Genomic DNA, 23,576 nt, shown 5'->3' on the forward strand with positions numbered 1-23,576 from the left:
ATTGACAAATTTTAGCTTAACTAAAATCAGTTGACAAGAGGCCGCCAATTAAATCTCGTCAATAAACTGAAAGAACCTTAATTGTTAATTCAATAATTCGTACTTATTTAATTAAGGCCTGCTCCCAGTCCCACGCAGATTTCAACATTTCATCTAGTCCTCTTTTAGTACTAAAGCCTAACTCATTATTAGCCTTTGAAGTATCAGCATAAACGGCCTCAACATCGCCCGGCCTTCTGTCTACTATTTCATAAGGAACTTTCACTCCTGTGGTTTTTTCAAAACTCTTTACCATCTCCAATACAGAATAACCATTACCGGTACCAATATTAAATACATTGAATGAGTTGTCTAATTGTTCTATTGCGTATTCCATGGCATTGATATGAGCTTCTGCCACATCTGAAACATGTATATAATCTCGAACGCAAGTACCATCCGAAGTATTCCAATCGCCTCCAAATATGTTTAACCTTTCTCTTTTTCCGCTGGCTGTTTCAGTTATGTAGGGCACCAAATGATGTGGCGGGCCTGATTGAAACTCTCCAATTTCGGAAGATTTATGAGCCCCTATAGGATTAAAATATCTTAAGGAAACCACTTTAATAGGATGGGCAATGCTGGCATCTTTTAAAATATCCTCACAAACTTTTTTTGTGTTTCCATAAGGTGAAATGGCAGGTTTTATGGGCGCTTTTTCACTTACTGGTAATTGATCTGGATTGCCGTATACCGTACATGAAGATGAAAACACTAAGGGCTTTACATCAAACTCATTCATGCACTCAAGTAAATTTATTGTTGAAGTAAGGTTATTGAAATAGTAATGTAATGGCTGTTCTACCGACTCCCCTACCAGCAAAGCAGCTGCAAAATGGATGACCCCTTTAATTTGATTGTTGTTACTCCAAAATACTTCTTGAAGTTGCTCCTTATCACGCATTTCAACTTGCTGAAATTCAGGTCGCTTCCCTGTAATTTTTTCCAGCCTCTCTAAAACGGAAATATCACTATTCGACAGATTGTCAATTATTAAAGGTTCATAGCCCTGATTGATTAACTCAACCACCGTATGAGAGCCAATATATCCTAACCCACCCGTAACCAATACTTTATTCGCCATTACTTCACTATATATTTCTCAAAATCTTTATGTTCCTTCTGGAACAGTTTCTCCTTGTCCAAGGATTTAAAGTATTCATAAGTAATCTTTAAACCTTCTTGCCTGTTAACCTTCGGTTCCCAACCTAACAATTCCTTTGCTTTGGTAATGTCTGGCTGTCTTTTCTTAGGATCATCTCTGGGAAGATCTTTATAGATCACTTTTTGCTTTGTTCCCGTCAATTTAATGATTTCCTCAGCAAATTCCGAAATTGTGATCTCATCAGGGTTTCCCACATTTACTGGATGAGTGTGATCGCTCAACAATAATCTGTAAATACCTTCTACCAAATCATCTACATAGCAAAACGAACGCGTTTGAGAACCATCACCAAAAATAGTTAAGTCTTCACCCCTTAAAGCTTGGCCTATAAAGGCAGGCAAAACTCTTCCGTCATTCAGTCTCATTCTTGGTCCGTAGGTATTGAAAATTCTTACTATTCTTGTTTCCAGTTTATGATACGTATGGTAGGCCATTGTTATGGACTCCATAAATCGCTTAGCTTCATCATATACTCCTCTAGGGCCAATTGGATTTACATTACCGTAGTAATCCTCCGTTTGTGGATGAACCAATGGATCTCCATAAACTTCCGATGTAGAAGCCACAAGGATCCTTGCTTTTTTGTCTTTAGCGAGACCTAATAGATTGTGCGTTCCATGAGCTCCAACTTTTAAGGTCTGTATCGGTATTTTCAAATAATCTATTGGACTGGCAGGAGAAGCAAAATGCAAAATATATTTCAATTCACCGGGAACATGTACGTATTTGGAAACATCATGATGATAGAATTCGAAATTCTCCTTCCCCATCAGGTGAGCAATATTGTCCATAGAACCTGTAATAAGATTATCCATCCCTATTACATCATAACCTTCCTGAATGAACCTATCACACAAATGTGATCCCAAAAATCCTGCTGCCCCGGTAATTAAAACTCGCTCTTTAGCCATAAATATTATCTTCCAATACTAAAATAAGTAAAGCCTAATTCTTTCATTTGCTCCACATCATACAAATTTCTTCCGTCCAGAATCAAGGGCTCTTTTAAGTCCTTTTTGATTGTATCAAAATCTGGAGTTCTAAAAACTGGCCACTCAGTCATGATCATTAAGGCGTCTGCTCCTTTCAAAGCTTCGTAAGGATTTTCTGCGTAGGAGATTTTATCACCGATCTGCCCTTTAACATTCTCCATAGCCTCGGGATCATAAGCCTGAACCTTAGCTCCAGCTTCTACCAAAGCTTCAATATTGTACAATGCAGGAGCTTCCCTGATATCATCAGTGTTGGGCTTAAAAGCTAATCCCCACATGGCAATGGTCTTACCCTTTAAATCATTTTTGAAATAGCCATTCAGGTTATCCATCAAGCGGGTTTTCTGGGAAGTGTTCACATCCATTACCGCATTGAGGATCTTAAAATCATAATTGACATCCTTGGCCGACTTCGCCAATGCTTGAACATCCTTTGGAAAACAACTGCCTCCATACCCGATTCCAGCGAAAAGGAATCTTTTCCCAATTCTGGTATCAGTACCGATGCCCTTACGTACCATATCTACATTGGCACCTAGTTTTTCGCAAAGATTGGCAATCTCATTCATGAAAGTGATTTTGGTTGCTAAGAATGAATTAGCTGCGTATTTGGTCAACTCTGCTGACTTCTCATCCATAAAGATCACAGGATTGCCCTGACGAACCAAGGGAGCATAAAGCCTTTCCATGATTTTGGTTGCCTTTGGAGATTGGGTTCCAATCACAACTCTATCAGGTTTCATAAAATCATCTACTGCTACACCTTCTCTTAAAAATTCAGGATTAGAGACTACATCAAAATCTACTTTGGCGTTTTTGGCAATAGCCGCATGAACTTTATCTGCAGTTCCAACTGGCACTGTACTTTTATCCACCACAACTGCATAATTTTCTAATATGTGCCCCAAATCATCGGCTACTTTTAAAACATATTGCAAATCTGCAGCTCCATCACCACCTGGAGGAGTTGGTAATGCCAAGAAAATCACCTCGGCACCTTTAATACCTTCTTTTAGGCTGGTTGTGAAATCTAATCTCTTCTGCTTAATATTTCTTTCAAAAATCACTTCCAATCCGGGCTCGTAAATAGTTACTTTGCCTGATTGTAATTTCTTTACTTTTTCTTCATCTATATCTACGCAGGTTACATGATTACCTGTTTCTGCAAAACATGTCCCTGTTACTAATCCTACATAACCTGTACCTACTACTGCTATTTTCATTTACTGAAATTTAATTTTGAGTCACGATTTTAGACCAAAACAAAAGATATTTTGCCCTGATTTTAACGAAACTCAAAATTAAACTATTATTTGAAAGAATAGAAAGTATTAAAGCATTAATCAAAGATGTTTTTAGAAATCAATCACAATACCCAGATTAGGCAATAATGAACTATTACTAACATCTGTAACTCGAACCAGTTCTCTTGGCTGCTGCACTTCTCCATCATCGTTTCTTCGTAGTCCAAAACTAGGCTCTGAAGGTAGATCCTGCACAAATGCATTTTGTACTTCAAAAAAGACATTGAAAGTCCAATTATCAAAATTCCACTTTTTGTCAATTCTAATATCGGTTTGGTTAAATGGATCTAACAAGAGATCTCCTTGCCTGGAATAATCTCTTATGATATTTGGATAAGATTGCAAGGTGGCTTCTTGGTCAACTGGTGCCAAAGGAGTTTTACCCAAGTAGCGAACCCTTGCACTAATTTCCCAGTTATTTCCAAATTTATACCCGCCTGTGAAAGTCAATAAATTCCTGTTATCCCATGTTGAGCGTAAGTATTCGTCTTTATCAAAACCTGTGAATTCACTTCTATATAAAGTGTAAGCTAAAATTGCATAGAAATCCTTGGTCAGTTTTCGTTGATACAAAAACTCCATTCCATAAGTCCTTCCCAATCCTACACTTTCAATGTTTTCATTTCCCAATACCGAAAAACCACCACCTAGATTGGCTAAAGAAACACTGTCAACCACTGAAACAGGATAATTATCGTATTTCTTATAAAAGCCTTCAATACTGAATCGAGATGACGGAGTTACTAAATATTCAATTCCTGCAACCAAATGATCACTTTGAATATACTCAGCATCTTTATTAGCGTAATTATTATTTTGATCTGTAAAACCTAAAATGGTATACGGTGGAATTTTAAAATATCTACCTACAGATGCATTTACTGTCCATTTTCTCTTTTCATCAAAAGTATAGGATGCGGAAAATCTAGGACTGAATGTTCTGTAAATTTCATTTCCAGTTTCTGTAAAAGTATTCCCATCCACTCTAAAGCCAGCAGAAAGGCCTAATCTATCATTTACAAAATTTCGAGAGGCTTGAGCGTTCACTCCATATCGAGTGAAATTAAAACTATTATCGTAATTAAATCCTCTGTTTGGATCTAATAATTCAGAGTTATTGGAATATATGGCTTCCTGAACAATAAATCCAGTATTAAAAGTCCAATCTTCCATAAACTTAGTCAGGTTATAGCGCAATTTCACTTCCTGCTCCTGTGAATTATTACTGAATACTAAACCTTCTTGATTTACATTATCTTCAAATTGCTGGAACTGATTATTCAAAATATTGGTGCTCAAGGCAGTTGTCATAAAACCGGAATTATCCTTAAACCTACGCTTCCAACTTAAACCAGAAGTAGTGCTCCATTGCTTGATGACAGGAATTTGATCTAAAACTGCTTGTTGCTCCGCATCAAAATCATCAGGAGCATTAATGGTTAAATCATCTAGAGAACCCACTCCAGTGAAAACCAGCTCATTGTAATCGTCAAATTTATGGGTCAATTTATATTGATAATCCCAATAATCAGGTAAAAATGGTAAATCAATAGCTTGAAATAATAATTGTAAATAAGATCTTCTGACAGAAGCAATGAAAGAGGTATTACTTTTCTCTTCATCCTTCTTCTTGAACAAAGGACCTTCAGTAGTAATGGCAGCTTCGCTACTACTCAATCTAAAATTATTTCTAAACTCTCTTCTGTTACCATCTCTCTGGTCAAATTGCAAAACCCCAGAAAGCACATTGTCATATTGACTAGCGAATGCACTAGAAGATAAAGTAACCCCTTCGAAAAATGACACATTTAGTAATCCAACCGGACCACCCGCACTTCCTTGTGTACTGAAGTGATTAATGTTGGGAATCTCAATTCCGTCCAAATAGTAAACATTTTCATTAGGAGCACCTCCTCTTATAATAATATCATTGCGGAAACCACCAACAGAACCACTAACGCCCGGCAAAGATTGGGCGACTTTAGCTATATCGTTATTTCCACCAGGATAAGTAGCGATTTCTTCAGGAGATAATTTCTGAATAGAAAGTGGTGTTTCCTCATTTTTCTTAAAAGGATTGGCTCGAACTGTTACTCCCTCTAACTGTTCCACATCTTCGGACAATTCAAAGTTAACATTGGGGATTCCCCCTGAACGCACTGTCACATTGAATTTTGAAGCTTTTTCAAAACCAACAAAAGAAGCACTAACGGTATATGACTTTGGTTCAATATTTTTGATTTCATAATAGCCGTCTACATTAGTCACTGCACCTAATTCGGTTCCTTCTATAATTACAGTTGCTCCTATCAAAGGCTCTTCTGTTTTTGCGTCCCTAACATAGCCACCAAAACTAGCTTTCCCTTGTGCAAAAAGTGATTGTGAAAAGATTACAAAAACTATAACAGTACTTATTAACCCAAAAATGTTACGTTTCATTTTTAATATTTAAGTTTATGATTTAATATTATTACAAATTCATAACATTTTTGTTACAAAGTTGTTTTAATATTATAATAAAATTTTTCAAAAAATGTTAGACAATGGAATTAAGCTTCTTCAACTCTATCAAGATTTTTTAAAAAAGAATCCGAATGCAACTATGAGCGAGTTTGGGAAAAGTTTGATCGAGGATGAAAAAGAAGAGAATACTGGAAATGAATTAGATGAAATGAGTAAAAAAATGCCTTTTCCATTTCCAGCGCAATCGCCAGATGAATATATAGGATGGGTTTGGGGAAGAATGATGAGTTTTACTCAAATCTGGGAAAAAAAAGCTTTTGCAAATCAGCCTATTCATAATTTAACAGAATTTGGAGTAGCTTTATTTGTGATGAGTCATGAGGGATGCAGCAAATCTAAAGTTGCCAACCATTCGCTTCAAGAAAAAACAACCATATTCGAGACGATAAACAGATTAGTGAAAAATGGAATTTTGGAAGAAAAATCAAATGAAACGGACAAGCGAAGTAAGCATTTGAAACTTACGGAAAAAGGACAAATGGCTAGTTTTTCTGTGATGAATCGTGCAAATGAAGTCAGCCAACACCTAGTGGGGAATTTAAGTGATCCTGAAAAGGTAAAACTCTTTGATTCTCTGATTAAACTTGATGGCTACCACCAACATTGTTATCAGAAGTATAAAAATGAGGATTGGGAGAAATTGAAGGAAGAGATGTTGGATTAGAAGTTCTGTATTACTAAAATTTAGATTTAAGCATTTTTAATTTCTTCACTGCATCTTCTCCATTTTCTAAAGTCCAAACAGGGAAATTCGTAAACTTATATGAATTAGTAGAAGATTCATCCGAAAGCTTTGTGTAAATAATACAAGGATCGGTTTTACTTTCACATTCGAATTTCATATAATATTGAGGTTCACCTTCAATATAATTGTCTTTTTTCCTCTCTTCTAAAGAAATCTTCACGTTAGGCAATCTGAACACTGCTCTATAACTATTTTTTTCATCTCGGTAGTGTTTTGTGTAGGTGACCACCCCTTCATCACTTATTGCGATAGTAGCATTTTCCTCAACACCATTAAGATACGTCTGTAATTTAGAAACTACTTCTTTCATATTTAAATCTTGAGCACTAAGATTTAGTGAACAGAAAACGATCAGAAATAAACTCAATAATATCTTTTTCATGGCTTGAAATTTTTAAGTCAACCTAATTATATCAACAAATTTAAACTTTTGATTTACTTTTCTCTTCTTTGGGCTCGTATTTTTTTGGGGCATAAAGAAAACCAAAAGCTTCGGCACCTTCTTTGGTATGAACCTCATGATGGATATAATGCGCTCTCATCATTCTTTTCAGATATGAATTTTCAGCTTTAAATTTTATTTTCACTCTTCTATGCACCAAAATATCATGAAACAACACATAGAAAATTCCATAACAAGCCACTCCTATCCCCACAAATAATAACCATCTCACCTCTGGAAATTCAATTCCCGACATGATCAGAGCTGCAGATGGTACGCTAAATACAACAGCAAACAAATCATTTCTTTCCAGTTTATGATTATGCACTTTATGATGCGATTTGTGCCAAGTCCACAGAACCCCATGCATGATGTATTTATGCGTAAACCAGGCCACTCCTTCCATAAAGAAGAAGGTTCCTACAACTAAAAAGGCATAAAATAAAATGGTCAAAACTTCAGACATGATAAATATTCTACAAAATTAAGCTTAATATTTCAATAATTCATCTCGAACTTGTTCCATCAACCACATTGGAGTGGAAGTAGCTCCGCAAATTCCTACTGAATCATTCTCTTGAAACCAGCTTTTATCTAATTCAGTAGTATTGGAAATGAAATAAGTATTCGGATTTTTATCCTTGCACACGTTGTATAAAACCTTCCCATTGGATGATTTGGTTCCTGAAACGAATATAACTTTATCAAATTCTCCTGCAAAAGACCTAAGTTCTTTGTCTCTGTTCGAAACTTGTCGGCAGATGGTATCATTAGCATTTACACTGATACCTGCCTCCGTTAAGGTTTCTTTTATTTTATAGAAATTATCTGTACTTTTCGTGGTTTGACTATATAAAGTCATTTCTCTTGGCAAATTATCAATATCCAATTCGTTGATATCTTGAAATACCACCGCTTCCTGATTGGTTTGTCCTAATAAACCTTCCACTTCAGCATGACCGTGTTTTCCGTAAATATAGATTTGTTCTTTTTTATCAAATGAATTTTTGATCCTATTCTGTAGTTTCAACACAACAGGACAAGATGCATCCACCAAAGTAAGATTATTTTCTATTGCTAGTTTGTAAGTGGAAGGGGGTTCGCCATGAGCACGAATCAAAACCTTCTCATCTCTTAATTCCTTTAGTGCAGTTCGGTCGATAATTTTAAGACCTTTCGCTTCTAATCTTTTCACCTCCTCATCATTGTGCACAATATCACCCAAACAATAAAGGTAGCCTTGCTCATCAAGCATATCTTCTGCCATTTCAATGGCATAAACTACGCCAAAACAGAATCCTGAGCTATTATCGATTTTAACATTTAGGTTCATCATGGGGTTAATTTAAAGCGTATTGAACTGATGTTTAACATAACTACCCAACAGCAGAAATAGTTTTTTAGAATCTGGAACTCTTACCCTTTCTTCCAAAATTTTATTAGGAGGAAATCGCTTAATCTTATCAAATAACTTTAAATAATAAGTGTAAGCAAGGTATACGCCCCATCGTGCACCTCTTGGCAATTTAACTATTCCTTCATACGCATGGTCGAAATCTTTTTGTATATCGGCTTGAATTTTTTCTTTATGCGAAACTGAAAAATCATTGAAATCTACTCCAGGAAAATAAACTCTACCCCTTTCGTAATAATCTGATTTGATATCACGCAGAAAATTTACTTTCTGGAATGCTGAGCCTAAACTCTTAGCTGAAGGCACCAGTTTTTGATACTCATTTTCATTTCCTTCACAAAAAATCTTTAAACACATCAATCCTACTACCTCCGCTGAACCATAAATATATTCTTCGTACGAGGATTGCTCATAATCAATATCAAGTAGATCCATTTCCATGCTATGCAAAAATGCCTCAATTAAGTCATGATCAATTTGATATTCGTTCACTACCATCTGAAAACAGTGCAAAACAGGATTCAAGCTGATTTGACTTTCAATGGCTTCATAAGTTTGTGCTTTAAAGTCTCTTAAAAGAGCAGATTTATCTTTTTCATGAAAGGTATCCACAATTTCATCCGCATAACGAACAAAACCATAGATAGCATAAATTGGGTAATGAAATTTTTTGTCCAGACTTTTAATACCTAAGCTAAATGACGTACTATACCGGTTCGTAATTAGCTTACTGCATTCAAATGTGGTTTGGTTAAATAATTCTCTAGCATCCATGCTGTTAATTCTTAATGAAATCTTTCATTACTTCTTTGCCCACTACCTGTCCTGATATTAAAGATGGTGGCACTCCAGGCCCAGGAACAGTTAACTGTCCAGCATAATAAAAGTTTTTCAACTTTTTATTTTTTAAAGCAGGCTTCAAAATAGCCGTTTGCTTTAAAGTATTCGCCAAGCCATAAGCATTTCCTTTAAATGAGTGATAATCATTAATGAAATCATTATGCGCATAACTACGCTTATAAGTTACATATTTCTTAATGTCTTCTCCTAATATTTTCTCCATTCTATCCATAATAAGGTCATAATATTTTTCTCTTATTTCCTCATTATCTTCTAAACCGGGCGCCACAGGCATTAATATAAATATATTCTCTTTACCCTCTGGAGCCACGGTATCATCAGTTTTTGATGGTGCGCTTACGTAAAATAAAGGTTTATCCGGCCATTTTGGCGTTTCATAAATTTCTTGGGCATGCGGACCAAAATCATGGTCGAAAAATAAATTATGGTGGACTAAGCCCGCTATTCTTTTATCTACACCTAAGTAGAAAATTAATGAAGAAGGCGCCATTGTTCGACTTTCCCAATATTTGGAATTGTAATTTCTAAAGTTCTCAGGAAGAATTTTTTGATCAGTATGCTCATAGTCAGCAGAAGACACTACAACATCCGCCTCATATGTTTCGGTTTTGGTTATTACTCTTTTGGCTAAGTTCCCTTCGCAATCAACAGAAAGCACTTCCTGCTGGGTCTTAAACTTCACTCCCTTTTCTTCAGCAAGCTTCACCATTCCCTCCACAATTTTATGCATACCGCCTTTCGGATACCAGGTACCTAAGCTGATATCAGCATAATTCATCAAACTGTAAAGTGCAGGTGTGTTTTCTGGAAGGGCACCTAAAAAAAGAATTGGGAATTCCATCAGGCGAATAATCCGTTCATTCTTGAAAAACTTTCGAACATGACCATAAATGGAAGAAAAAATATCCATTCTGACCATATCAAAAAGCAATTTTATGCTCATAAATTCAGTAAGTGAGCGACCCGGTTTATAAACCAGATCGTTTATTCCCTTTTCGTATTTATAAGCTGCCTGCTCTAAGAATTTGTCTAATTGGTCGCCACTGCCTGGCTCAAGTTCCTCCAGCATATTTTTGAATTCCTGCATCTTAGCAGGAACCTTTAATACGTCATCTTTTCCGAAAAGAACATGGTAGGAAGGATTTAGTCTTTGAAGCTCGTAGTAATCGGATACTTTTTTACCGAAGGTTTCGAAATACTTTTCAAAGACATCCGGCATCCAGTACCAACTTGGCCCCATATCAAAAGTAAAGCCCTCAGCTTTGAACTGACGGGCTCGACCTCCTAAATCTTTATTTTTTTCCAAGACTGTTACATCACAGCCTTCATTGGCAAGGTATGTTGCAGTAGATAAACCCGCAAAACCTGAACCAATTACTACTACTTTTCTATTTGCCATTCAATGATATAGTTAAGCATAAATCTTAAGAGCATCTTTCAACTCCTTTCTGGCAATATGGATTCTATTTTTAACAGTTCCAATTGGAATTTCTAATTTTTCAGCAATTTCATGATATTTAAATCCTCTGTAGTGCATCATGAATGGTTCTTTATAAACATCATCCAATTTAGAAATTTGGCTTACAATATCCGCCATAGCAAAAGAACCATAAGCAGAATTTTGTGCTATATTCTCAGTAGAATTTATGAAATGTAAATTTTCAGTCGTATCAATGAATGTTTTTCTTCTTACCATTCTCTGATAATTCGTGATGAATGTATTTTTCATGATAGTAAACAACCATGCTTTCAAGTTTGTACCCTCAGAAAATTTTTCTCGGTTTGAAAATGCTTTTAAAACAGTTTCCTGAATTAAATCATTTGCCTGTTCCATGTCTTTCGTCAGCCTTAATGCGAACGGTTTCATAGATTTCGTCATGTTATTAATCGCGTAACCAAATTCTAATGCTGTCATGATTGTCGGTGTTTAATCTTGTTTAACAAATCTATACTTTAATTAAACAATATCCAAATATTTTGTTGAATTATTTTCAATATTAACTAAACAAAATACCGCAAAATACCAAGCCACATTGCTACAAAATAGGTTAAAACTTCTTTAAAAGGCTCTAAACGCATATTTTTACATGTATATACATACAAAATAAAAGTTTAATAAATGTTGAACAAAACTAAAAATCTACTTAATGCTATTCATTTAGTAATAACATATTATAAAAGATGGAGAAGGAAACTTAAAAGATTGGACATAAAAAAAGCCATCTTCTCGGGATGGCTTTAAATTAATCACTGAATTTTATTTACTATTCGTATTTCATATTTTTCTGACCTTCAGGCCTTTTCGGAGAAAGCTCTATATCCTTTTCATTAATAAAATCTAGCAAATCTTCCATTTTCATAATGAACTCTACATTCTTTTTTCTTTTTATATCCTGACCGATGACTTGAAAACCACCTACGAACAAAGTAGCGCTACTAAACAAATCAGCTACTTCATCTATATATTCTTGCACTTCAGATTTTTTAGGGGCAGCTGTACAAATTGTTAACACATAATCTGGTTCATGTATTTCCTTCACAGAATATAAATCTGATTTAGGAAGATTTTGACCTAAGTAAATCACTTTGAATTTTCTCGCTCTCAACAAGAATGCTGAAAACATTAAAGACAATTCGTGTAACTCTCCTTCAGGTAAATACAACAACCACTTACCTTTTGATTCTCTTTCTGTAACGTACTGCCCATCAATAGCAACCGTCATTTTTTGGCGAATCAAATTGGATATGAAATGTTCCTGTGCAGGTAAAATACTCCCTGTTTGCCAAAGCATTCCAATTTTGGCTAAAAACGGATAGATGATATTTAGCATGGTTCTTTCAAAACCATACTTAAGAATATTGTTGTTGAGGATGCTTTCAAATCTATCTTCATCCATATCAATCATACTCAAAGTCAATGAGTTGATTTGATCAGGAAATCTCAGATTAGTTTCTGCTATTTTCAAAACCTCTTGACTTAATTCCTCCTCCCCCATTTTGGCAATTTTGGATATTTTATATCCATTTTCCTTAAGAGTGGAAATATTTAATACCAACTTTAAGTCTTCATCACTGTAGTAACGAATATTAGTATCAGTCCTTTTAGGCTCTATAAAATTATAACGCTGCTCCCAAATCCGTAAAGTATGCGCCTTAATTCCTGATAGGTGTTCTAAATCTTTAATTGAATAACTGCTCACTTTGCTTCTCTCCTTTCTACTTACCTGTTTAAATTAAAGTTTAATAATTTTCACTCAATATGTTTTGGGTTGATAAGTAAAAAAATAACCACAAGACGTTAAAAATGTTTTTTAGAAACGATAATATATTCCAAATTTGTAAAAAAAAATCGAAAAAAACGCCATGATTATTTATAATGTTACTGTGAATGTTGATAAAGAAGTAGAAGAAAGTTGGTTGAAGTGGATGAAAGAAGTTCATATTCCAGATATTTTGGCCACTGGATTTTTCCACGAGCATAAAATGCTACGCCTTTTGAATGAAACAGAAAATGAGGGAGAAACTTATGCAATTCAATATTTTACAGATGAATTGGACAAGCTAGAAAAATACATGACTGAAGAAGCTCCAAGATTAAGAGAAGAGCACCTTAAGAAATTCCAAGATAAATGCCTGTCATTTAGGACTTTCTTAGAAACGGTATAAAGTAAAAAGGCTCATTTTCATCAATGAGCCTTTTCTCTTTTAGGAGCTTTGCTTTTTCAGAGACTTGACTAGCATTTCTATCAATCGGTAAGCTAAAAACAACCAGGGTGCTCCATGCATTAATAAATCAAAGTAATCCCCTGCAGTCATTCCTTCACCTCCTCCTAAAACCCATCGAACTTTACCAAAGAAATGAGGCTCAGGAAAATAAGGAGCTAGTCCTAAAGTAAGGACAGCTAAGATGGGAAGTAACAATTTATTTTGCTTCATATCAATTGCTTAAATTGTTAATCTGAGACATAATAGTATTGGGATCTACTACTCCAGCCTGCCTCCATTTAATATGTCCATTTTGAAATAAAATCAAAGTAGGAATGCTTTGCACTTGGTATTTAGCGGACGCTTGCTGATTTTTATCAACATCTACTTTTATCACTTTCACTTTCCCCTTCATTTTCTGAGCTACCTCTTCCAAATAGGGTGCCATCATCTTGCAAGGCCCACACCAATCGGCATAAAAATCTACCAATACTGGCGTCTCACTTTTAATCAAATCTCCAAAACTCCCCATAATTATGATTTTGCTGGATAACCTAGTTTATCCAATTTTTCTTTCACTTTATCTAATGGGGTTGTTCCATTACTTTCAAATTCTAGTTTAGCAGTAGGGATGTCAATATTTTTCACATCTATTCCCTCAAGTTCTGCCAAACCATTTTTAATAGCCTCTACACATCCTCCACATTTAACGTTTTTAACTTCTAAAATTTCCATAATGAAAAATTAAGAATTAGAATATTGATTCCAAGCCTGAATTCCGCCATCCAAATTATAAAGCTTATCGAAGCCATTACTTGCCATGAAACCACAAGCAGTGCTACTTCTATTTCCGCTTCTGCAGTACACCAAATAGGTTTTGTCTTTATCTAAAGCTTTGATATCTTCAGCAAAAGTAGGCCCCATGATATTGATCACTTTAGCACCCTCAATAAACCCTTCTACTTCTTCTTCAGGAGAGCGAACATCAATTATTTCTGTATTTGGCTCTTTTGAGAGCTTGTCAAATTCCTCTGGACTAATATTTTTATGGTTCATAAAGATTATTTATTAATTGAACATTATTTTCCACAAAGATACGGTTTTTGGTAAAGCTTTGTTTGTAACAGGTGTTACAATTCATAAAATCAATAGCAAATTCCAACGTATTAGTTCACTACTGAGTCCTTACAAAAAATAAAAACTATGAAATTAAAATTATTAAGCTTAATCATCTGTTCTTTTTTAATTATAAGCTGCAAAGAAGATATGGATAGTAAAGTAGAAAGCGATGTAATCAAAGTTACACTTAAAGGAACTGAGCTATTTGAATATAAATTTTCTGATTCTCATCCAATCGAAGGTGCTTATAATATTCGAAAACAAGCACAACATTTTCAAATAAGCGAAATACAATGGGCAACGTACAATTATCAGGCTAAAGAAGGCTTTGAAGGTTTTGAAACAGTTGAGATTGTATTAACAGGAAGCCCAGGGGATGATAATTTCACAGATTATCAAAAATGGGTATTTGAAATTGAAGTGAAATAATATAGCCTCCTGATAAGAATTTCAGGAAGCTATATTTTTATTTACTTACCGTAAAGTGCTTTACCAGCTTCATAATATTTATCGCCTTCTACCCAAAAAGGAGTTTCTGCATCATTTGCAATTAGTCGAGCCGATAAAACAAAAGCTCTAAAAAACTGCTCCATATAATCATAGTCTATGCTTTCAGGGTTATCTGATTGCTGATGGTAATATTTCCCAATTTCTGCATCAAATGCGGTGAATCCTAAACTAAAGGTTGGGGCAGGTATTCCCTTTTTGGCAAAATTCACATTATCACTTCTATCAAAAAGCCCTTGTTCACCAGCAGGATCATCAATCGCTTTCAGCCCAAAACTTTCTGAGGCCTTTTTCATATGCTTGCCTGCTGTAGTTCTTTCCAATCCAATAATAGTTGTTAAACTAGTATCATTATAACCTCCATTATCACTGTTAAAGCAATATACCATTTGATCTAAAGGCAAAAGTGGATTTTCAACATAATATTTACTTCCCAATAGTCCTTTCTCTTCAGCTGTAAATAGAATAAATAATGCAGAGCGCTTAGTTGGATTTTTAGCAATACTTTCCGCTGCGCTCATTACGGTTACTACACCCACTGCATTATCTCTAGCGCCATTGTAAATAGAGTCACCTTCTGCATTTGGTTTCCCTATTCCTAAGTGATCATAATGCGCAGAGTAAATAATAAATTCGTCTTTTAAATCAGGGTCCGTACCTTCTACCATCCCCACCACATTTTTAGAAGGTATTGGCAACTGCATGGCTTCACCAATAGTAACTGCCATTTTTTGCTTCATTTTCAAATTAATACGTTTAGTCCAACTTCCATCGGGATCATTTACCCATAATTTGAAGAAACTATTCTGATTTTTTTCAGATGCAAAGCCTATAGAAGACCCTCTATTCATAAAACTCTGAAATGTTTTCCAATTGTCTGGGTTATCTTTATGTAATTCCACAAGCCCTACTGCACCTGCTTCTTTTGCTAAATTCGTTTTTTTGCCACTAGCTTGATACACAAACCTATAATCTTGATTATCCTTTTGCCCAGCAAAAACTACTACAACCTTACCTTCAATATCTGCATTATTAAAGTCTTCTTCAGTTCCGTAATTAAGAAAAACAAAATCTGATTCAACATTCACTGCAGAACCTTCCAGTCTGAGAATGTCTTCAGCCCCCACTGCTTCTTTCCCGATTTTAATTCCATAAGCTTCAGGGGCAATATTTTTCACTAATGGGACTTCCTGAAAATAACCATCAGTAGCTCCTTCAACAGGTGAAACACCATATCTTTGAAGGCTTGTAGCTAAATAACGAGCGGCTACGTCTATCCCGTGGGTTCCTGTCTCCCTGCCGGCTAATTCATCAGAAGCCAAGAAATAAATATGACCTTTAATCGTACTCTTTTTGATGGTATTTTCTACCAATTCGGCTTGATCTTGCGCAACAACCCAAAGGGAAGTCAGCATTAAAGCACTGATAATCCATAATTTTTTAGTCATGTTCAGTAATTTTAGATTTTAAGATAAAGATAGTTCTTTTAAAGCCTCCTGCGAGTTTTGTTTTTTAGAAATCAGTATAACTACAGCAGCGGTCACAAACATCAATAAGCTGTAGATAGCGGCTGGCACTGCCATTTGAGTATTATTCAAAATAGCTGGACTTAAAGCTAATGCTATGGCTAAAGTTCCATTTTGAATACCGGTTTCAATTGCAATTGAGCTCCTTTGTCTTTTATTCAAGCCAAATAGTTTACCCAAAATAAAACCCATCAATAAAGCGGATATATTCAAAATAATTGCGGCTACTCCAGCTTGTTCAAAATACGGGATGATATTTTCTCTTTCCTTTAAAATAGCAGCCAGCAAAATCAAAACGAAGAAAAAAGTGGATATAATATTCATTGCCCTTTCAGACTTAAGGGCAAAATGTGGGCGCTTCTTCTTAATGATCATCCCAATTACAACTGGGAAAATGGTTACTAGAAAAATCTGAATGAAGGTTTTAAAGAAAGGTAGAGTGATCGCTTTTTCCCCAGTCATATAATGTGCTAATGCAATATTCAATAAAATTGGGATACTGAAATTAGTAATGATACTGCTGATAGCCGTTAAGCTAATTGACAAGGCTAAATCTGCTTTGGCTAAATGAGAAATTAAATTAGATGTTGCTCCACCAGGACAAAGCGCAATTAAAATCAAGCCTACAGCAAGTTCAGGAATCGTAAAAAATAAAGCGGCTAAACCAAATCCAATCAATGGTAAAAGAATCAATTGACTAACTAAGCCTATTACAGCAGCTTTTGGGTATAAAGCGACTTTCTTAAAATCATTAAGGGTGAGGGTCATACCCATTCCCAACATGATGATTCCTAAAGCTAAAGGAAGAAATATGGCAGTTACAGCACTTTGTTCCATGATGAATCGTTTTTTTTCATGTAAAATGCTGAATTATTTTCTTTTCTGCAATCAAGTACTGAAACTTTAATTCCAGTAAAACATTAGAGAGATGATTCTTCTTTACAACTTCAGGTTAATTACAAGCTACAACAGCTGGCTTTTCTAAATCTGGAAGAAAATCAGTTTCAGAGGGATCTAGCAAGGTGAAGCCATATTTATCTTTTAAATGTTTTTGTAAATCTTCTAACTCCACACCTTCTAGGTCGAAGGTGTACTGGAATTCAGATTCTTTAGGGTAAACGATAAAATTCGCATTATATACCTGGCTTAATGCTTTTGCTATTTGAGGTAACTTAGCACTTGAAAAGCTTAATTTTTTACTAATTGTATTGGTCTCTACTTTTGATGAGGAAATTCCTTTTTCCACTATAAGGTTCCTTTTTAATGCTTCTTGATTTGAAGCCATCAAACAGTAAGAATCAGCAGGAAACTCTCTTGAAACCTTAAAATTCATTTCTTTCTCCAATAACTTTAATAGCTCCTCTTTGCTTTGACTCAAATTAGCATCGCTTCTTAAATTTCTGTATTCTGCTGTTATGATCAAGCCCTTTTTGAAATTATCTTCCATAAAAATATCGGCTCTGTCAAGGTTTAGCAGGCCTGCCAAGACGTCTTCAACCTCACTGTTTACAAGTACAATTTCTAGTTCACTAAAACTTAATTTCCTGTTTAAGGGATTAGTGTCATATTCATATTGCAGAGTTAGTGAATAATCATCCGTTTCAATAGAAGAATCCAGCTGTGAAGTGCAGTTGAACAGTGAAAAAGCGGTAATCAAGAAAATAAAATTCCACTTAAAAATAATATTCGATATTGATTTCATTGATAGTTTTTTAAGGAACAAACTAAATTAAAGTAGAGTACAACATAGTATTAAGAATATACTTCTAAATATATTCATTTCATTTTCATATTTCCCGCTTCAAAACAGCTTTATTTATTTGTTTTATTAGAGCAGGGCCTTCATAGATAAAGCCAGAATATAGCTGCAATAAACTTGCCCCAGCCTCTAGTTTTTCTAGGGCATCTTCAGCTGACATAATTCCTCCAACTCCTATAATTGGAAAAGCCGCATTGGACTTATCATATAAATAACGAATTACTTCAGTGGCTCTTTTACCTAAAGGTTTTCCACTCAAACCACCATTACCAATTTTGTCAATAGTTGATTTTGAAGTTCCCAAACCATCACGATTGATGGTGGTATTGGTGGCAATAACCCCATCAATTTTAGTTTTAGCTACGATTTCAATTATATCATCTAATTGCTGGTTAGTTAAATCAGGAGCAATTTTTAATAATATAGGCTTAGTCTTGATCTGCTTTTGGTTCAGATCCATTAAATGGTTCAACAACTGCATTAAGGGTTCTTTTTCCTGTAATTCACGTAAACCTGGGGTGTTAGGAGAACTCACATTCACTACAAAGTAGTCTACATAGGGATAAAGCTGCAGGAAGCATTTTTCATAATCATTAAATGCTTCTTCATTTGGCGTTATTTTATTTTTCCCAATATTTCCGCCTATTATGACATTACTTTTCCTGTTCTTCAATCTTTCAATAGCCGCATCAATCCCTTGGTTATTAAATCCCATTCGATTTATGATTCCGTTATCTTCCTTTAATCTGAATAGTCTTGGCTTTGGATTGCCCGGCTGCGCTTTTGGCGTTATGGTTCCTATTTCAATAAAGCCAAATCCAAGAGAGGCTAGCTCATCTATTAATTTAGCATCTTTATCAAAACCTGCTGCTAAGCCTACTGGATTAGGAAATTTCAATCCAAACAATTCTCTTTCAAGTCTGGGAGAATTTATCTGAAACAAACTTTTATTGACAGATTTCACTCCAGGAATATTGAAGAAAAATTTAGTTAAAGAAAAAGTAAAATGGTGGGCTTTTTCAGCAGAAAGCTGGAATAATAAGGGTCTAATTATGGATTTATACATCAAATCAAAGTTCAGAAATTTGAAATTCTACTATGAAGCCCAAAGTTCTGACATAGAACTTATAAATCCTTGTATTTGATTGAAAATTAAATACCAATCAATTAAAAGAAGAAATAAAGCTCCTTGAAACAAGTGGGAGCTTTACTATGTATGAAAATTTTTGGATTAGTATTAATCCCAGCTTAAATCATCATCTTCATCTCTATCGAATTGAGTAAAGTCGAATTCTGGCATTAAATCAGTTTTGATATGCTCAACACTTTCATTCAATGCATTCACGAATTTGTTAAAATCTTCCTTATACAAGAATATTTTGTGTTTCTCAAAAGTAAAACCATCATCCTTAGGTTTTCTTTTGCTTTCAGTAATGGTTAAATAATAATCATTCGCCTTCGTTGTTCTTACATCAAAAAAATAAGTTCTTTTTCCTGCTCTTACTCTCTTTGAAAATAATTCTTCCTGTTCTCTTTCCATAAACTCTTTCACTGCTCTTTCTAAATGTTGTTTTTTATTATTTGGCTTAAATATAGTATAAACCCTTACACTTTTGCAAATTGACCTTACTAAATTGCCAAAACATAACTTTAAATAAATAAGTATATAATATTAATGGATATATCGTTAGAAAATCTTCCTGAAATACCTTCTTTAGACTTATTGGCCAAACAGCTAGTAGAAGGCTTTATTACAGGGATGCACAAATCTCCCTTTCACGGTTTCTCTGTAGAATTTGCCGAACATAGATTATATAATACTGGAGAAAGCACTCGTCATATTGATTGGAAAGTTTATGCAAAGACGGACAGGCTTTACACGAAAAGATACGATGAAGAAACCAATTTAAGAGCTTATATTTTGTTGGATAATAGCTCTTCTATGTATTATCCTACGCAAAATAACGGAAAAATCAGGTTTAGCATTCTAGCAGCCTCTACCCTAGCTTATTTGTTGCAAAGACAAAGAGATGCAGTTGGATTGATTAGCTTTTCTGATAAAATTGATGTTTTCACAGAAGCCAAATCAACCAGAGCTCATCTTCAAAATATTTTTGTGCATCTACAACATATTTTACAACAAGATCAGCAGCACAAAAGCACTGAAATTAGTCAAAGTCTTCATGTAGTAGCCGAAAAAATCCATAAACGCTCATTAGTCATAATTTTTAGTGATTTAATGACAAAGCCCGAGCAATTGGAAGAATTTTTCAAATCTATTCAGCATATTAAACATCGCAAACATGAAGTTCTTTTCTTTCAAGTAAATGAACCATCAACTGAGCTTGATTTTGAATTAGAAGATCGCCCTTATGTCATAGAAGATTTGGAGAGCGGACAAAAAATGAAATTAAATCCTTCTCAAGTTAAAGAAACGTATCACAAAAAAGTGGATGAATATTATAAGCAAATTGCCTTGAAATGTCATCAATACAAGGTAGATTTAACTAGAGTAGATATCAACGAAAATATTCAAAAAGTATTAGCTGAATTTTTGATCAAAAGAAATAAAATGAATTGAATTGATTTGCTTTAATGTAAACTATTTGAGTTTAAAGCAGTTTTTCAAACCATTTACATTTATTAATATTACAGGATGTTTACAGGAATTATAGAATCGTTAGGAGAAATTAAATCAGCCGAGAAAGAAGGTAGCAACTTAAAGTTGACCATCAAAAGCGACATCTCTAATGAATTGAAAATAGATCAAAGTATTTCTCACAATGGGGTTTGTCTCACCGTCACAGAATTGCACCCAGATGCACACACCGTTGTAGCTGTTAACGAAACTTTGCAAAAATCATCTATAGGAAATTTGAAAGAAGATGATTTTGTGAATCTAGAACGTTGCATGGTAATGAACGGAAGGTTAGATGGCCATATAGTTCAAGGGCACGTAGATGGAAAAGGAAAATGTCTCAACATAAAAGATGAAGATGGAAGCTGGATTTTTGAGTTTTCTTATGATTCAACTGAACATGTACTGGTTGAGAAAGGCTCTATCTGCATAAACGGTGTCAGTCTGACATGCTTCGATGTTTCAGATGAAAAATTCAGTGTTGCCATAATTCCCTATACTTTTGAGCACACAAACTTCAAAAAAATGAAAAAAAACGATGAAGTGAACTTAGAATTCGATATAATTGGGAAATATGTACATAAACTAATCAATAAAACTAACTAACCAACTACACTATGGCTTCAGAATTGAATTGCATGATAGTGGATGACGATCCAATATTCAGACAATATATTTCTAAACAGATCAAAGAAACTAATGGATTAAAATTAGTTACAGAGGCTGAAAATGCAGCAAAGGCACTTGATTTATTAGAAGAGCATGAAGTTGACATTATTTTTCTTGATGTACAAATGCCTGAAATGTCGGGTATTGAATTGACACAAAGATTGAATAATGGATATGAAGTAATCTTGGTCACAGCCAATGATAGCTATGCAGTAGATGCCTTTGAGCAAAAAGTAACTGATTATCTCGTCAAGCCATTTGAGTATGAAAGATTTGTTCAGGCTATTAATAAAGCTCAGAGAAATATTGAAGCATTCCGTAAAAAGAAGAACATCATAGAACATATTTTCATCAAAAGTGATGGAAAAATAGTCCATTTGCGATTACAAGACATTCTTTTTGTGGAAGCCTTGGCAGATTATGTAGTTATTAATACAGAAGCTAAAAAATATATCGTTCATCATACGATGAAAGGTGTAGAGAAAAAATTACCTGTTCATCGGTTTGTTCGTGTACATCGCTCTTTTATAGTAAACATTGAAAAAATTGATTATATAGAAGATTTAACCGTACATATTAAAGTTAAATCAATTCCTATCGGGGCTTCTTACAAAGAAACATTATACAGTACTATGAATTTTCTCTAAGTGATTAGGGAAAATTCTTTTATACAAATGATAAGTAATTAAAGCTGCAATCACCCCTAAAATAGCTCCCATTATAATATCTCCTGGATAATGGACCCCTACATAAATTCTGGAGTAGGACACTACCACTGCCCATCCAATCATCCATTTTGCATATACATTTCTATAAATAAAGAATAGGAAAAATGCTAAAGCAAATGTATTGGAGGCATGACTTGAGGCAAACCCATATTGTCCACCACAGCCCTTGACCATATGCACCAAATCTTGAATTGCAGGTTCGTGACAAGGACGTAATCTTTCAAAAAATGGCTTGAAAAAACCTGATGCTGCCTGATCAGCCAAGGTGATTAATAAAGCAAAAGCCAACATCATAGACCAACTTTGCCATTTTAATTTTCTAAAAACAAAAAATAAGATCACCGCATAAAGTGGAAGCCATATATTTCTTCCGGTTATTGCTAACATAATAGGATCTAGCCAGTCGGCATAAAGTCCATTAAGCCAAAGGAAAAATTGCTGATCGAGTTCGATAAGGGATTCTAACATTCTTTTAGATTTTAGGAAAATTACTGCTAAACTTAGAAATGACCTAAAATGAACTTACAGAATATTCACCCAGTCCACCTCTTTCTTCAATAAAGCTGCAGTTTCCTTTTCAAAATCCTTCTCTAATTGATAATCATAAGCCCAATTGGCTTGTGGTGGCATGCTCATTAAAATGGATTCTGTTCTTCCGTTGGTTTGTAAACCGAATTTCGTACCCCTATCCCAAACCAAATTGAATTCCACATATCTGCCTCTTCTCAGATATTGCCATTGTTTCTGTTCATCATTAAAACTTTTATCCTTATTGATTTCCATCAAATGGCTGTAAACAGGTGCAAATAAATTACCAATATCCTGCACAAAGGCAAAAATTTCTTCCTTACTGTGCTTTTCATTTTCAGACAAACGATCAAAGAAAATTCCTCCTACTCCACGGGTTTCATTTCGATGAGGAAGGTAAAAATAGTCATCTGCCCATTTCTTGAAGTTAGGATAATAGTCCATGTCATGCTTATCACAAACTTTTTTAATCTCCTTATGGAAATATTGCGCTTGTGATTTATCAATAATATGAGGAGTTAGGTCAATTCCTCCTCCAAACCAGTAAGTGCCATTGCTCAATTCGAAGTAACGAACATTCATATGGATAATAGGCACCATCGGGCTGAATGGGTGCATCACTATGGAGACCCCTGTGGCAAAAAAGCTTAGGTCATCCGTATCACCTGCATCAATTTCCAATGTTTTCAAAAGCCCTTCAGGAGCAGGGCCTTCCACAGCAGAAAAGTTAACTCCAGCTTTTTCTAAAATATTTCCATTTTGCAGCAGACGAGACTTACCCCCACCACCTTTTTCATGTCTCCAATCATCAATTTCAAATCTCCCTTTTCCATCAGTTGCTGAAATTTTATCGCAGATATCAGCTTGCAATTCTTGAAAAAAATGTCCTATGGATGCTTTGTCGGTATTCAT

General features: G+C 34.8%; 28 protein-coding genes. 6 read left to right on the plus strand and 22 right to left on the minus strand.

What is annotated here, in order from left to right:
* Positions 1-103: 103 nt before the first annotated feature.
* The 4 genes from galE to FTRAC_RS07340 form a co-directional block, all read right to left on the minus strand.
* On the minus strand, positions 104-1,123 hold the full coding sequence (gene galE / locus FTRAC_RS07325) for a UDP-glucose 4-epimerase GalE (protein WP_013453600.1): 1,020 nt from the start codon (positions 1,121-1,123) through the stop codon (positions 104-106).
* Positions 1,123-2,115: a UDP-glucuronic acid decarboxylase family protein gene (locus FTRAC_RS07330; protein WP_013453601.1), complete on the minus strand. Its 993-nt coding sequence runs from the start codon at positions 2,113-2,115 to the stop codon at positions 1,123-1,125. The genes galE and FTRAC_RS07330 overlap by 1 nt, the downstream gene beginning before the upstream one ends.
* Before the next feature lie 5 nt (positions 2,116-2,120).
* Positions 2,121-3,419, minus strand: a complete 1,299-nt coding sequence (locus tag FTRAC_RS07335) for a UDP-glucose dehydrogenase family protein (RefSeq protein WP_013453602.1) — start codon at positions 3,417-3,419, stop codon at positions 2,121-2,123.
* A 132-nt stretch (positions 3,420-3,551) separates the two neighbouring features.
* Entirely contained in the window at positions 3,552-5,939 is a 2,388-nt protein-coding gene (locus FTRAC_RS07340; protein WP_013453603.1) for a TonB-dependent receptor, read from the minus strand.
* A 94-nt stretch (positions 5,940-6,033) separates the two neighbouring features.
* On the opposite strand from FTRAC_RS07340, the gene FTRAC_RS07345 reads away from it, so the two are divergent.
* Positions 6,034-6,687 carry a MarR family winged helix-turn-helix transcriptional regulator gene (locus FTRAC_RS07345; RefSeq protein ID WP_013453604.1) on the plus strand — a complete coding sequence of 218 codons (654 nt, stop codon included), beginning with the start codon at positions 6,034-6,036 and terminating at the stop codon, positions 6,685-6,687.
* A 13-nt stretch (positions 6,688-6,700) separates the two neighbouring features.
* Here FTRAC_RS07345 and FTRAC_RS07350 read toward each other — a convergent pair whose 3' ends face one another.
* The 7 genes from FTRAC_RS07350 to FTRAC_RS07380 all read right to left on the minus strand — a co-directional run bounded on the left by FTRAC_RS07350 (position 6,701) and on the right by FTRAC_RS07380 (position 12,685).
* On the minus strand, positions 6,701-7,150 hold the full coding sequence (locus tag FTRAC_RS07350; RefSeq protein ID WP_013453605.1) for a hypothetical protein: 450 nt from the start codon (positions 7,148-7,150) through the stop codon (positions 6,701-6,703).
* A 40-nt stretch (positions 7,151-7,190) separates the two neighbouring features.
* Positions 7,191-7,676 carry a sterol desaturase family protein gene (locus tag FTRAC_RS07355; protein ID WP_013453606.1) on the minus strand — a complete coding sequence of 162 codons (486 nt, stop codon included), beginning with the start codon at positions 7,674-7,676 and terminating at the stop codon, positions 7,191-7,193.
* Between the two features lie 24 nt (positions 7,677-7,700).
* Complete coding sequence (locus FTRAC_RS07360) at positions 7,701-8,546, minus strand: 4-hydroxy-3-methylbut-2-enyl diphosphate reductase (protein WP_185094446.1); 846 nt, start codon at positions 8,544-8,546, stop codon at positions 7,701-7,703.
* 9 nt (positions 8,547-8,555) lie between these two features.
* A complete protein-coding gene (locus tag FTRAC_RS07365; protein WP_013453608.1) occupies positions 8,556-9,398 on the minus strand; it encodes a phytoene/squalene synthase family protein in 843 nt (280 codons plus the stop codon).
* 4 nt (positions 9,399-9,402) lie between these two features.
* Positions 9,403-10,884, minus strand: a complete 1,482-nt coding sequence (locus FTRAC_RS07370; RefSeq protein ID WP_013453609.1) for a phytoene desaturase family protein — start codon at positions 10,882-10,884, stop codon at positions 9,403-9,405.
* Between the two features lie 12 nt (positions 10,885-10,896).
* Positions 10,897-11,400 carry an RNA polymerase sigma factor gene (locus tag FTRAC_RS07375; protein ID WP_013453610.1) on the minus strand — a complete coding sequence of 168 codons (504 nt, stop codon included), beginning with the start codon at positions 11,398-11,400 and terminating at the stop codon, positions 10,897-10,899.
* Between the two features lie 349 nt (positions 11,401-11,749).
* Positions 11,750-12,685, minus strand: a complete 936-nt coding sequence (locus FTRAC_RS07380) for a MerR family transcriptional regulator (protein WP_013453611.1) — start codon at positions 12,683-12,685, stop codon at positions 11,750-11,752.
* A 163-nt stretch (positions 12,686-12,848) separates the two neighbouring features.
* Here FTRAC_RS07380 and FTRAC_RS07385 point away from each other — a divergent pair, with 163 nt between their 5' ends.
* Entirely contained in the window at positions 12,849-13,151 is a 303-nt protein-coding gene (locus tag FTRAC_RS07385) for a DUF4286 family protein (protein WP_013453612.1), read from the plus strand.
* 39 nt (positions 13,152-13,190) lie between these two features.
* Here FTRAC_RS07385 and FTRAC_RS07390 read toward each other — a convergent pair whose 3' ends face one another.
* Genes FTRAC_RS07390 through FTRAC_RS07405 form a run of 4 tightly spaced genes read right to left on the minus strand, consistent with a single transcriptional unit; the run spans position 13,191 to position 14,246 of the window.
* Positions 13,191-13,421: a hypothetical protein gene (locus FTRAC_RS07390; RefSeq protein WP_013453613.1), complete on the minus strand. Its 231-nt coding sequence runs from the start codon at positions 13,419-13,421 to the stop codon at positions 13,191-13,193.
* Between the two features lies 1 nt (position 13,422).
* Complete coding sequence (gene trxA, locus FTRAC_RS07395) at positions 13,423-13,722, minus strand: thioredoxin (RefSeq protein WP_013453614.1); 300 nt, start codon at positions 13,720-13,722, stop codon at positions 13,423-13,425.
* 2 nt (positions 13,723-13,724) lie between these two features.
* A complete protein-coding gene (locus FTRAC_RS07400; RefSeq protein WP_013453615.1) occupies positions 13,725-13,925 on the minus strand; it encodes a heavy-metal-associated domain-containing protein in 201 nt (66 codons plus the stop codon).
* A 9-nt stretch (positions 13,926-13,934) separates the two neighbouring features.
* Entirely contained in the window at positions 13,935-14,246 is a 312-nt protein-coding gene (locus FTRAC_RS07405) for a rhodanese-like domain-containing protein (RefSeq protein ID WP_013453616.1), read from the minus strand.
* A gap of 147 nt (positions 14,247-14,393) precedes the next feature.
* On the opposite strand from FTRAC_RS07405, the gene FTRAC_RS07410 reads away from it, so the two are divergent.
* Positions 14,394-14,738 carry a hypothetical protein gene (locus FTRAC_RS07410; protein WP_013453617.1) on the plus strand — a complete coding sequence of 115 codons (345 nt, stop codon included), beginning with the start codon at positions 14,394-14,396 and terminating at the stop codon, positions 14,736-14,738.
* Between the two features lie 41 nt (positions 14,739-14,779).
* Here FTRAC_RS07410 and FTRAC_RS07415 read toward each other — a convergent pair whose 3' ends face one another.
* From FTRAC_RS07415 to FTRAC_RS07435, 5 genes are all read right to left on the minus strand, one after another.
* Positions 14,780-16,264: a M28 family peptidase gene (locus tag FTRAC_RS07415; protein WP_013453618.1), complete on the minus strand. Its 1,485-nt coding sequence runs from the start codon at positions 16,262-16,264 to the stop codon at positions 14,780-14,782.
* Positions 16,265-16,282: 18 nt separating this feature from the next.
* Complete coding sequence (locus FTRAC_RS07420; protein WP_013453619.1) at positions 16,283-17,179, minus strand: bile acid:sodium symporter family protein; 897 nt, start codon at positions 17,177-17,179, stop codon at positions 16,283-16,285.
* A gap of 115 nt (positions 17,180-17,294) precedes the next feature.
* Positions 17,295-18,044 carry a hypothetical protein gene (locus FTRAC_RS07425; protein WP_013453620.1) on the minus strand — a complete coding sequence of 250 codons (750 nt, stop codon included), beginning with the start codon at positions 18,042-18,044 and terminating at the stop codon, positions 17,295-17,297.
* Positions 18,045-18,129: 85 nt separating this feature from the next.
* Positions 18,130-19,167 carry a quinone-dependent dihydroorotate dehydrogenase gene (locus tag FTRAC_RS07430; protein ID WP_013453621.1) on the minus strand — a complete coding sequence of 346 codons (1,038 nt, stop codon included), beginning with the start codon at positions 19,165-19,167 and terminating at the stop codon, positions 18,130-18,132.
* Between the two features lie 171 nt (positions 19,168-19,338).
* Positions 19,339-19,641 carry a DUF3276 family protein gene (locus FTRAC_RS07435; RefSeq protein WP_013453622.1) on the minus strand — a complete coding sequence of 101 codons (303 nt, stop codon included), beginning with the start codon at positions 19,639-19,641 and terminating at the stop codon, positions 19,339-19,341.
* 135 nt (positions 19,642-19,776) lie between these two features.
* Between FTRAC_RS07435 and FTRAC_RS07440 the strand changes: the two genes are divergently transcribed.
* The 3 genes from FTRAC_RS07440 to FTRAC_RS07450 all read left to right on the plus strand — a co-directional run bounded on the left by FTRAC_RS07440 (position 19,777) and on the right by FTRAC_RS07450 (position 22,055).
* Positions 19,777-20,682: a DUF58 domain-containing protein gene (locus FTRAC_RS07440; protein WP_013453623.1), complete on the plus strand. Its 906-nt coding sequence runs from the start codon at positions 19,777-19,779 to the stop codon at positions 20,680-20,682.
* 75 nt (positions 20,683-20,757) lie between these two features.
* Positions 20,758-21,345, plus strand: a complete 588-nt coding sequence (locus tag FTRAC_RS07445) for a riboflavin synthase (RefSeq protein ID WP_013453624.1) — start codon at positions 20,758-20,760, stop codon at positions 21,343-21,345.
* An 11-nt stretch (positions 21,346-21,356) separates the two neighbouring features.
* On the plus strand, positions 21,357-22,055 hold the full coding sequence (locus tag FTRAC_RS07450) for a LytR/AlgR family response regulator transcription factor (protein WP_013453625.1): 699 nt from the start codon (positions 21,357-21,359) through the stop codon (positions 22,053-22,055).
* Here the strand turns inward: FTRAC_RS07450 and FTRAC_RS07455 are convergent.
* The gene (locus FTRAC_RS07455; RefSeq protein ID WP_013453626.1) at positions 22,029-22,604 is read right to left on the minus strand and encodes a phosphatase PAP2 family protein; all 576 of its coding nucleotides are present in this window, start codon (positions 22,602-22,604) and stop codon (positions 22,029-22,031) included. The genes FTRAC_RS07450 and FTRAC_RS07455 overlap by 27 nt on opposite strands.
* A gap of 54 nt (positions 22,605-22,658) precedes the next feature.
* Positions 22,659-23,576: an oxygen-dependent coproporphyrinogen oxidase gene (gene hemF, locus FTRAC_RS07460; RefSeq protein ID WP_013453627.1), complete on the minus strand. Its 918-nt coding sequence runs from the start codon at positions 23,574-23,576 to the stop codon at positions 22,659-22,661.

Source organism: Marivirga tractuosa DSM 4126 (genome assembly GCF_000183425.1).
Taxonomy (GTDB): Bacteria; Bacteroidota; Bacteroidia; order Cytophagales; family Cyclobacteriaceae; genus Marivirga; species Marivirga tractuosa.

What these genes read in the sequence shown, in the direction of transcription:
- FTRAC_RS07385 (WP_013453612.1), top strand. Translation starts at nt 12,849, where the DNA reads ATGATTATTTATAATGTTACTGTGAATGTTGATAAAGAAGTAGAAGAA.
- FTRAC_RS07425 (WP_013453620.1), bottom strand. Translation starts at nt 18,044, where the DNA reads ATGAAATCAATATCGAATATTATTTTTAAGTGGAATTTTATTTTCTTG.
- FTRAC_RS07420 (WP_013453619.1), bottom strand. Translation starts at nt 17,179, where the DNA reads ATGGAACAAAGTGCTGTAACTGCCATATTTCTTCCTTTAGCTTTAGGA.
- FTRAC_RS07340 (WP_013453603.1), bottom strand. Translation starts at nt 5,939, where the DNA reads ATGAAACGTAACATTTTTGGGTTAATAAGTACTGTTATAGTTTTTGTA.
- galE (WP_013453600.1), bottom strand. Translation starts at nt 1,123, where the DNA reads ATGGCGAATAAAGTATTGGTTACGGGTGGGTTAGGATATATTGGCTCT.
- FTRAC_RS07415 (WP_013453618.1), bottom strand. Translation starts at nt 16,264, where the DNA reads ATGACTAAAAAATTATGGATTATCAGTGCTTTAATGCTGACTTCCCTT.
- FTRAC_RS07445 (WP_013453624.1), top strand. Translation starts at nt 20,758, where the DNA reads ATGTTTACAGGAATTATAGAATCGTTAGGAGAAATTAAATCAGCCGAG.
- hemF (WP_013453627.1), bottom strand. Translation starts at nt 23,576, where the DNA reads ATGAATACCGACAAAGCATCCATAGGACATTTTTTTCAAGAATTGCAA.
- FTRAC_RS07410 (WP_013453617.1), top strand. Translation starts at nt 14,394, where the DNA reads ATGAAATTAAAATTATTAAGCTTAATCATCTGTTCTTTTTTAATTATA.
- FTRAC_RS07435 (WP_013453622.1), bottom strand. Translation starts at nt 19,641, where the DNA reads ATGGAAAGAGAACAGGAAGAATTATTTTCAAAGAGAGTAAGAGCAGGA.
- FTRAC_RS07355 (WP_013453606.1), bottom strand. Translation starts at nt 7,676, where the DNA reads ATGTCTGAAGTTTTGACCATTTTATTTTATGCCTTTTTAGTTGTAGGA.
- FTRAC_RS07440 (WP_013453623.1), top strand. Translation starts at nt 19,777, where the DNA reads ATGGATATATCGTTAGAAAATCTTCCTGAAATACCTTCTTTAGACTTA.
- FTRAC_RS07400 (WP_013453615.1), bottom strand. Translation starts at nt 13,925, where the DNA reads ATGGAAATTTTAGAAGTTAAAAACGTTAAATGTGGAGGATGTGTAGAG.
- FTRAC_RS07390 (WP_013453613.1), bottom strand. Translation starts at nt 13,421, where the DNA reads ATGAAGCAAAATAAATTGTTACTTCCCATCTTAGCTGTCCTTACTTTA.
- trxA (WP_013453614.1), bottom strand. Translation starts at nt 13,722, where the DNA reads ATGGGGAGTTTTGGAGATTTGATTAAAAGTGAGACGCCAGTATTGGTA.
- FTRAC_RS07430 (WP_013453621.1), bottom strand. Translation starts at nt 19,167, where the DNA reads ATGTATAAATCCATAATTAGACCCTTATTATTCCAGCTTTCTGCTGAA.
- FTRAC_RS07345 (WP_013453604.1), top strand. Translation starts at nt 6,034, where the DNA reads ATGTTAGACAATGGAATTAAGCTTCTTCAACTCTATCAAGATTTTTTA.
- FTRAC_RS07455 (WP_013453626.1), bottom strand. Translation starts at nt 22,604, where the DNA reads ATGTTAGAATCCCTTATCGAACTCGATCAGCAATTTTTCCTTTGGCTT.
- FTRAC_RS07405 (WP_013453616.1), bottom strand. Translation starts at nt 14,246, where the DNA reads ATGAACCATAAAAATATTAGTCCAGAGGAATTTGACAAGCTCTCAAAA.
- FTRAC_RS07450 (WP_013453625.1), top strand. Translation starts at nt 21,357, where the DNA reads ATGGCTTCAGAATTGAATTGCATGATAGTGGATGACGATCCAATATTC.
- FTRAC_RS07330 (WP_013453601.1), bottom strand. Translation starts at nt 2,115, where the DNA reads ATGGCTAAAGAGCGAGTTTTAATTACCGGGGCAGCAGGATTTTTGGGA.
- FTRAC_RS07375 (WP_013453610.1), bottom strand. Translation starts at nt 11,400, where the DNA reads ATGACAGCATTAGAATTTGGTTACGCGATTAATAACATGACGAAATCT.
- FTRAC_RS07335 (WP_013453602.1), bottom strand. Translation starts at nt 3,419, where the DNA reads ATGAAAATAGCAGTAGTAGGTACAGGTTATGTAGGATTAGTAACAGGG.
- FTRAC_RS07350 (WP_013453605.1), bottom strand. Translation starts at nt 7,150, where the DNA reads ATGAAAAAGATATTATTGAGTTTATTTCTGATCGTTTTCTGTTCACTA.
- FTRAC_RS07360 (WP_185094446.1), bottom strand. Translation starts at nt 8,546, where the DNA reads ATGATGAACCTAAATGTTAAAATCGATAATAGCTCAGGATTCTGTTTT.
- FTRAC_RS07370 (WP_013453609.1), bottom strand. Translation starts at nt 10,884, where the DNA reads ATGGCAAATAGAAAAGTAGTAGTAATTGGTTCAGGTTTTGCGGGTTTA.
- FTRAC_RS07365 (WP_013453608.1), bottom strand. Translation starts at nt 9,398, where the DNA reads ATGGATGCTAGAGAATTATTTAACCAAACCACATTTGAATGCAGTAAG.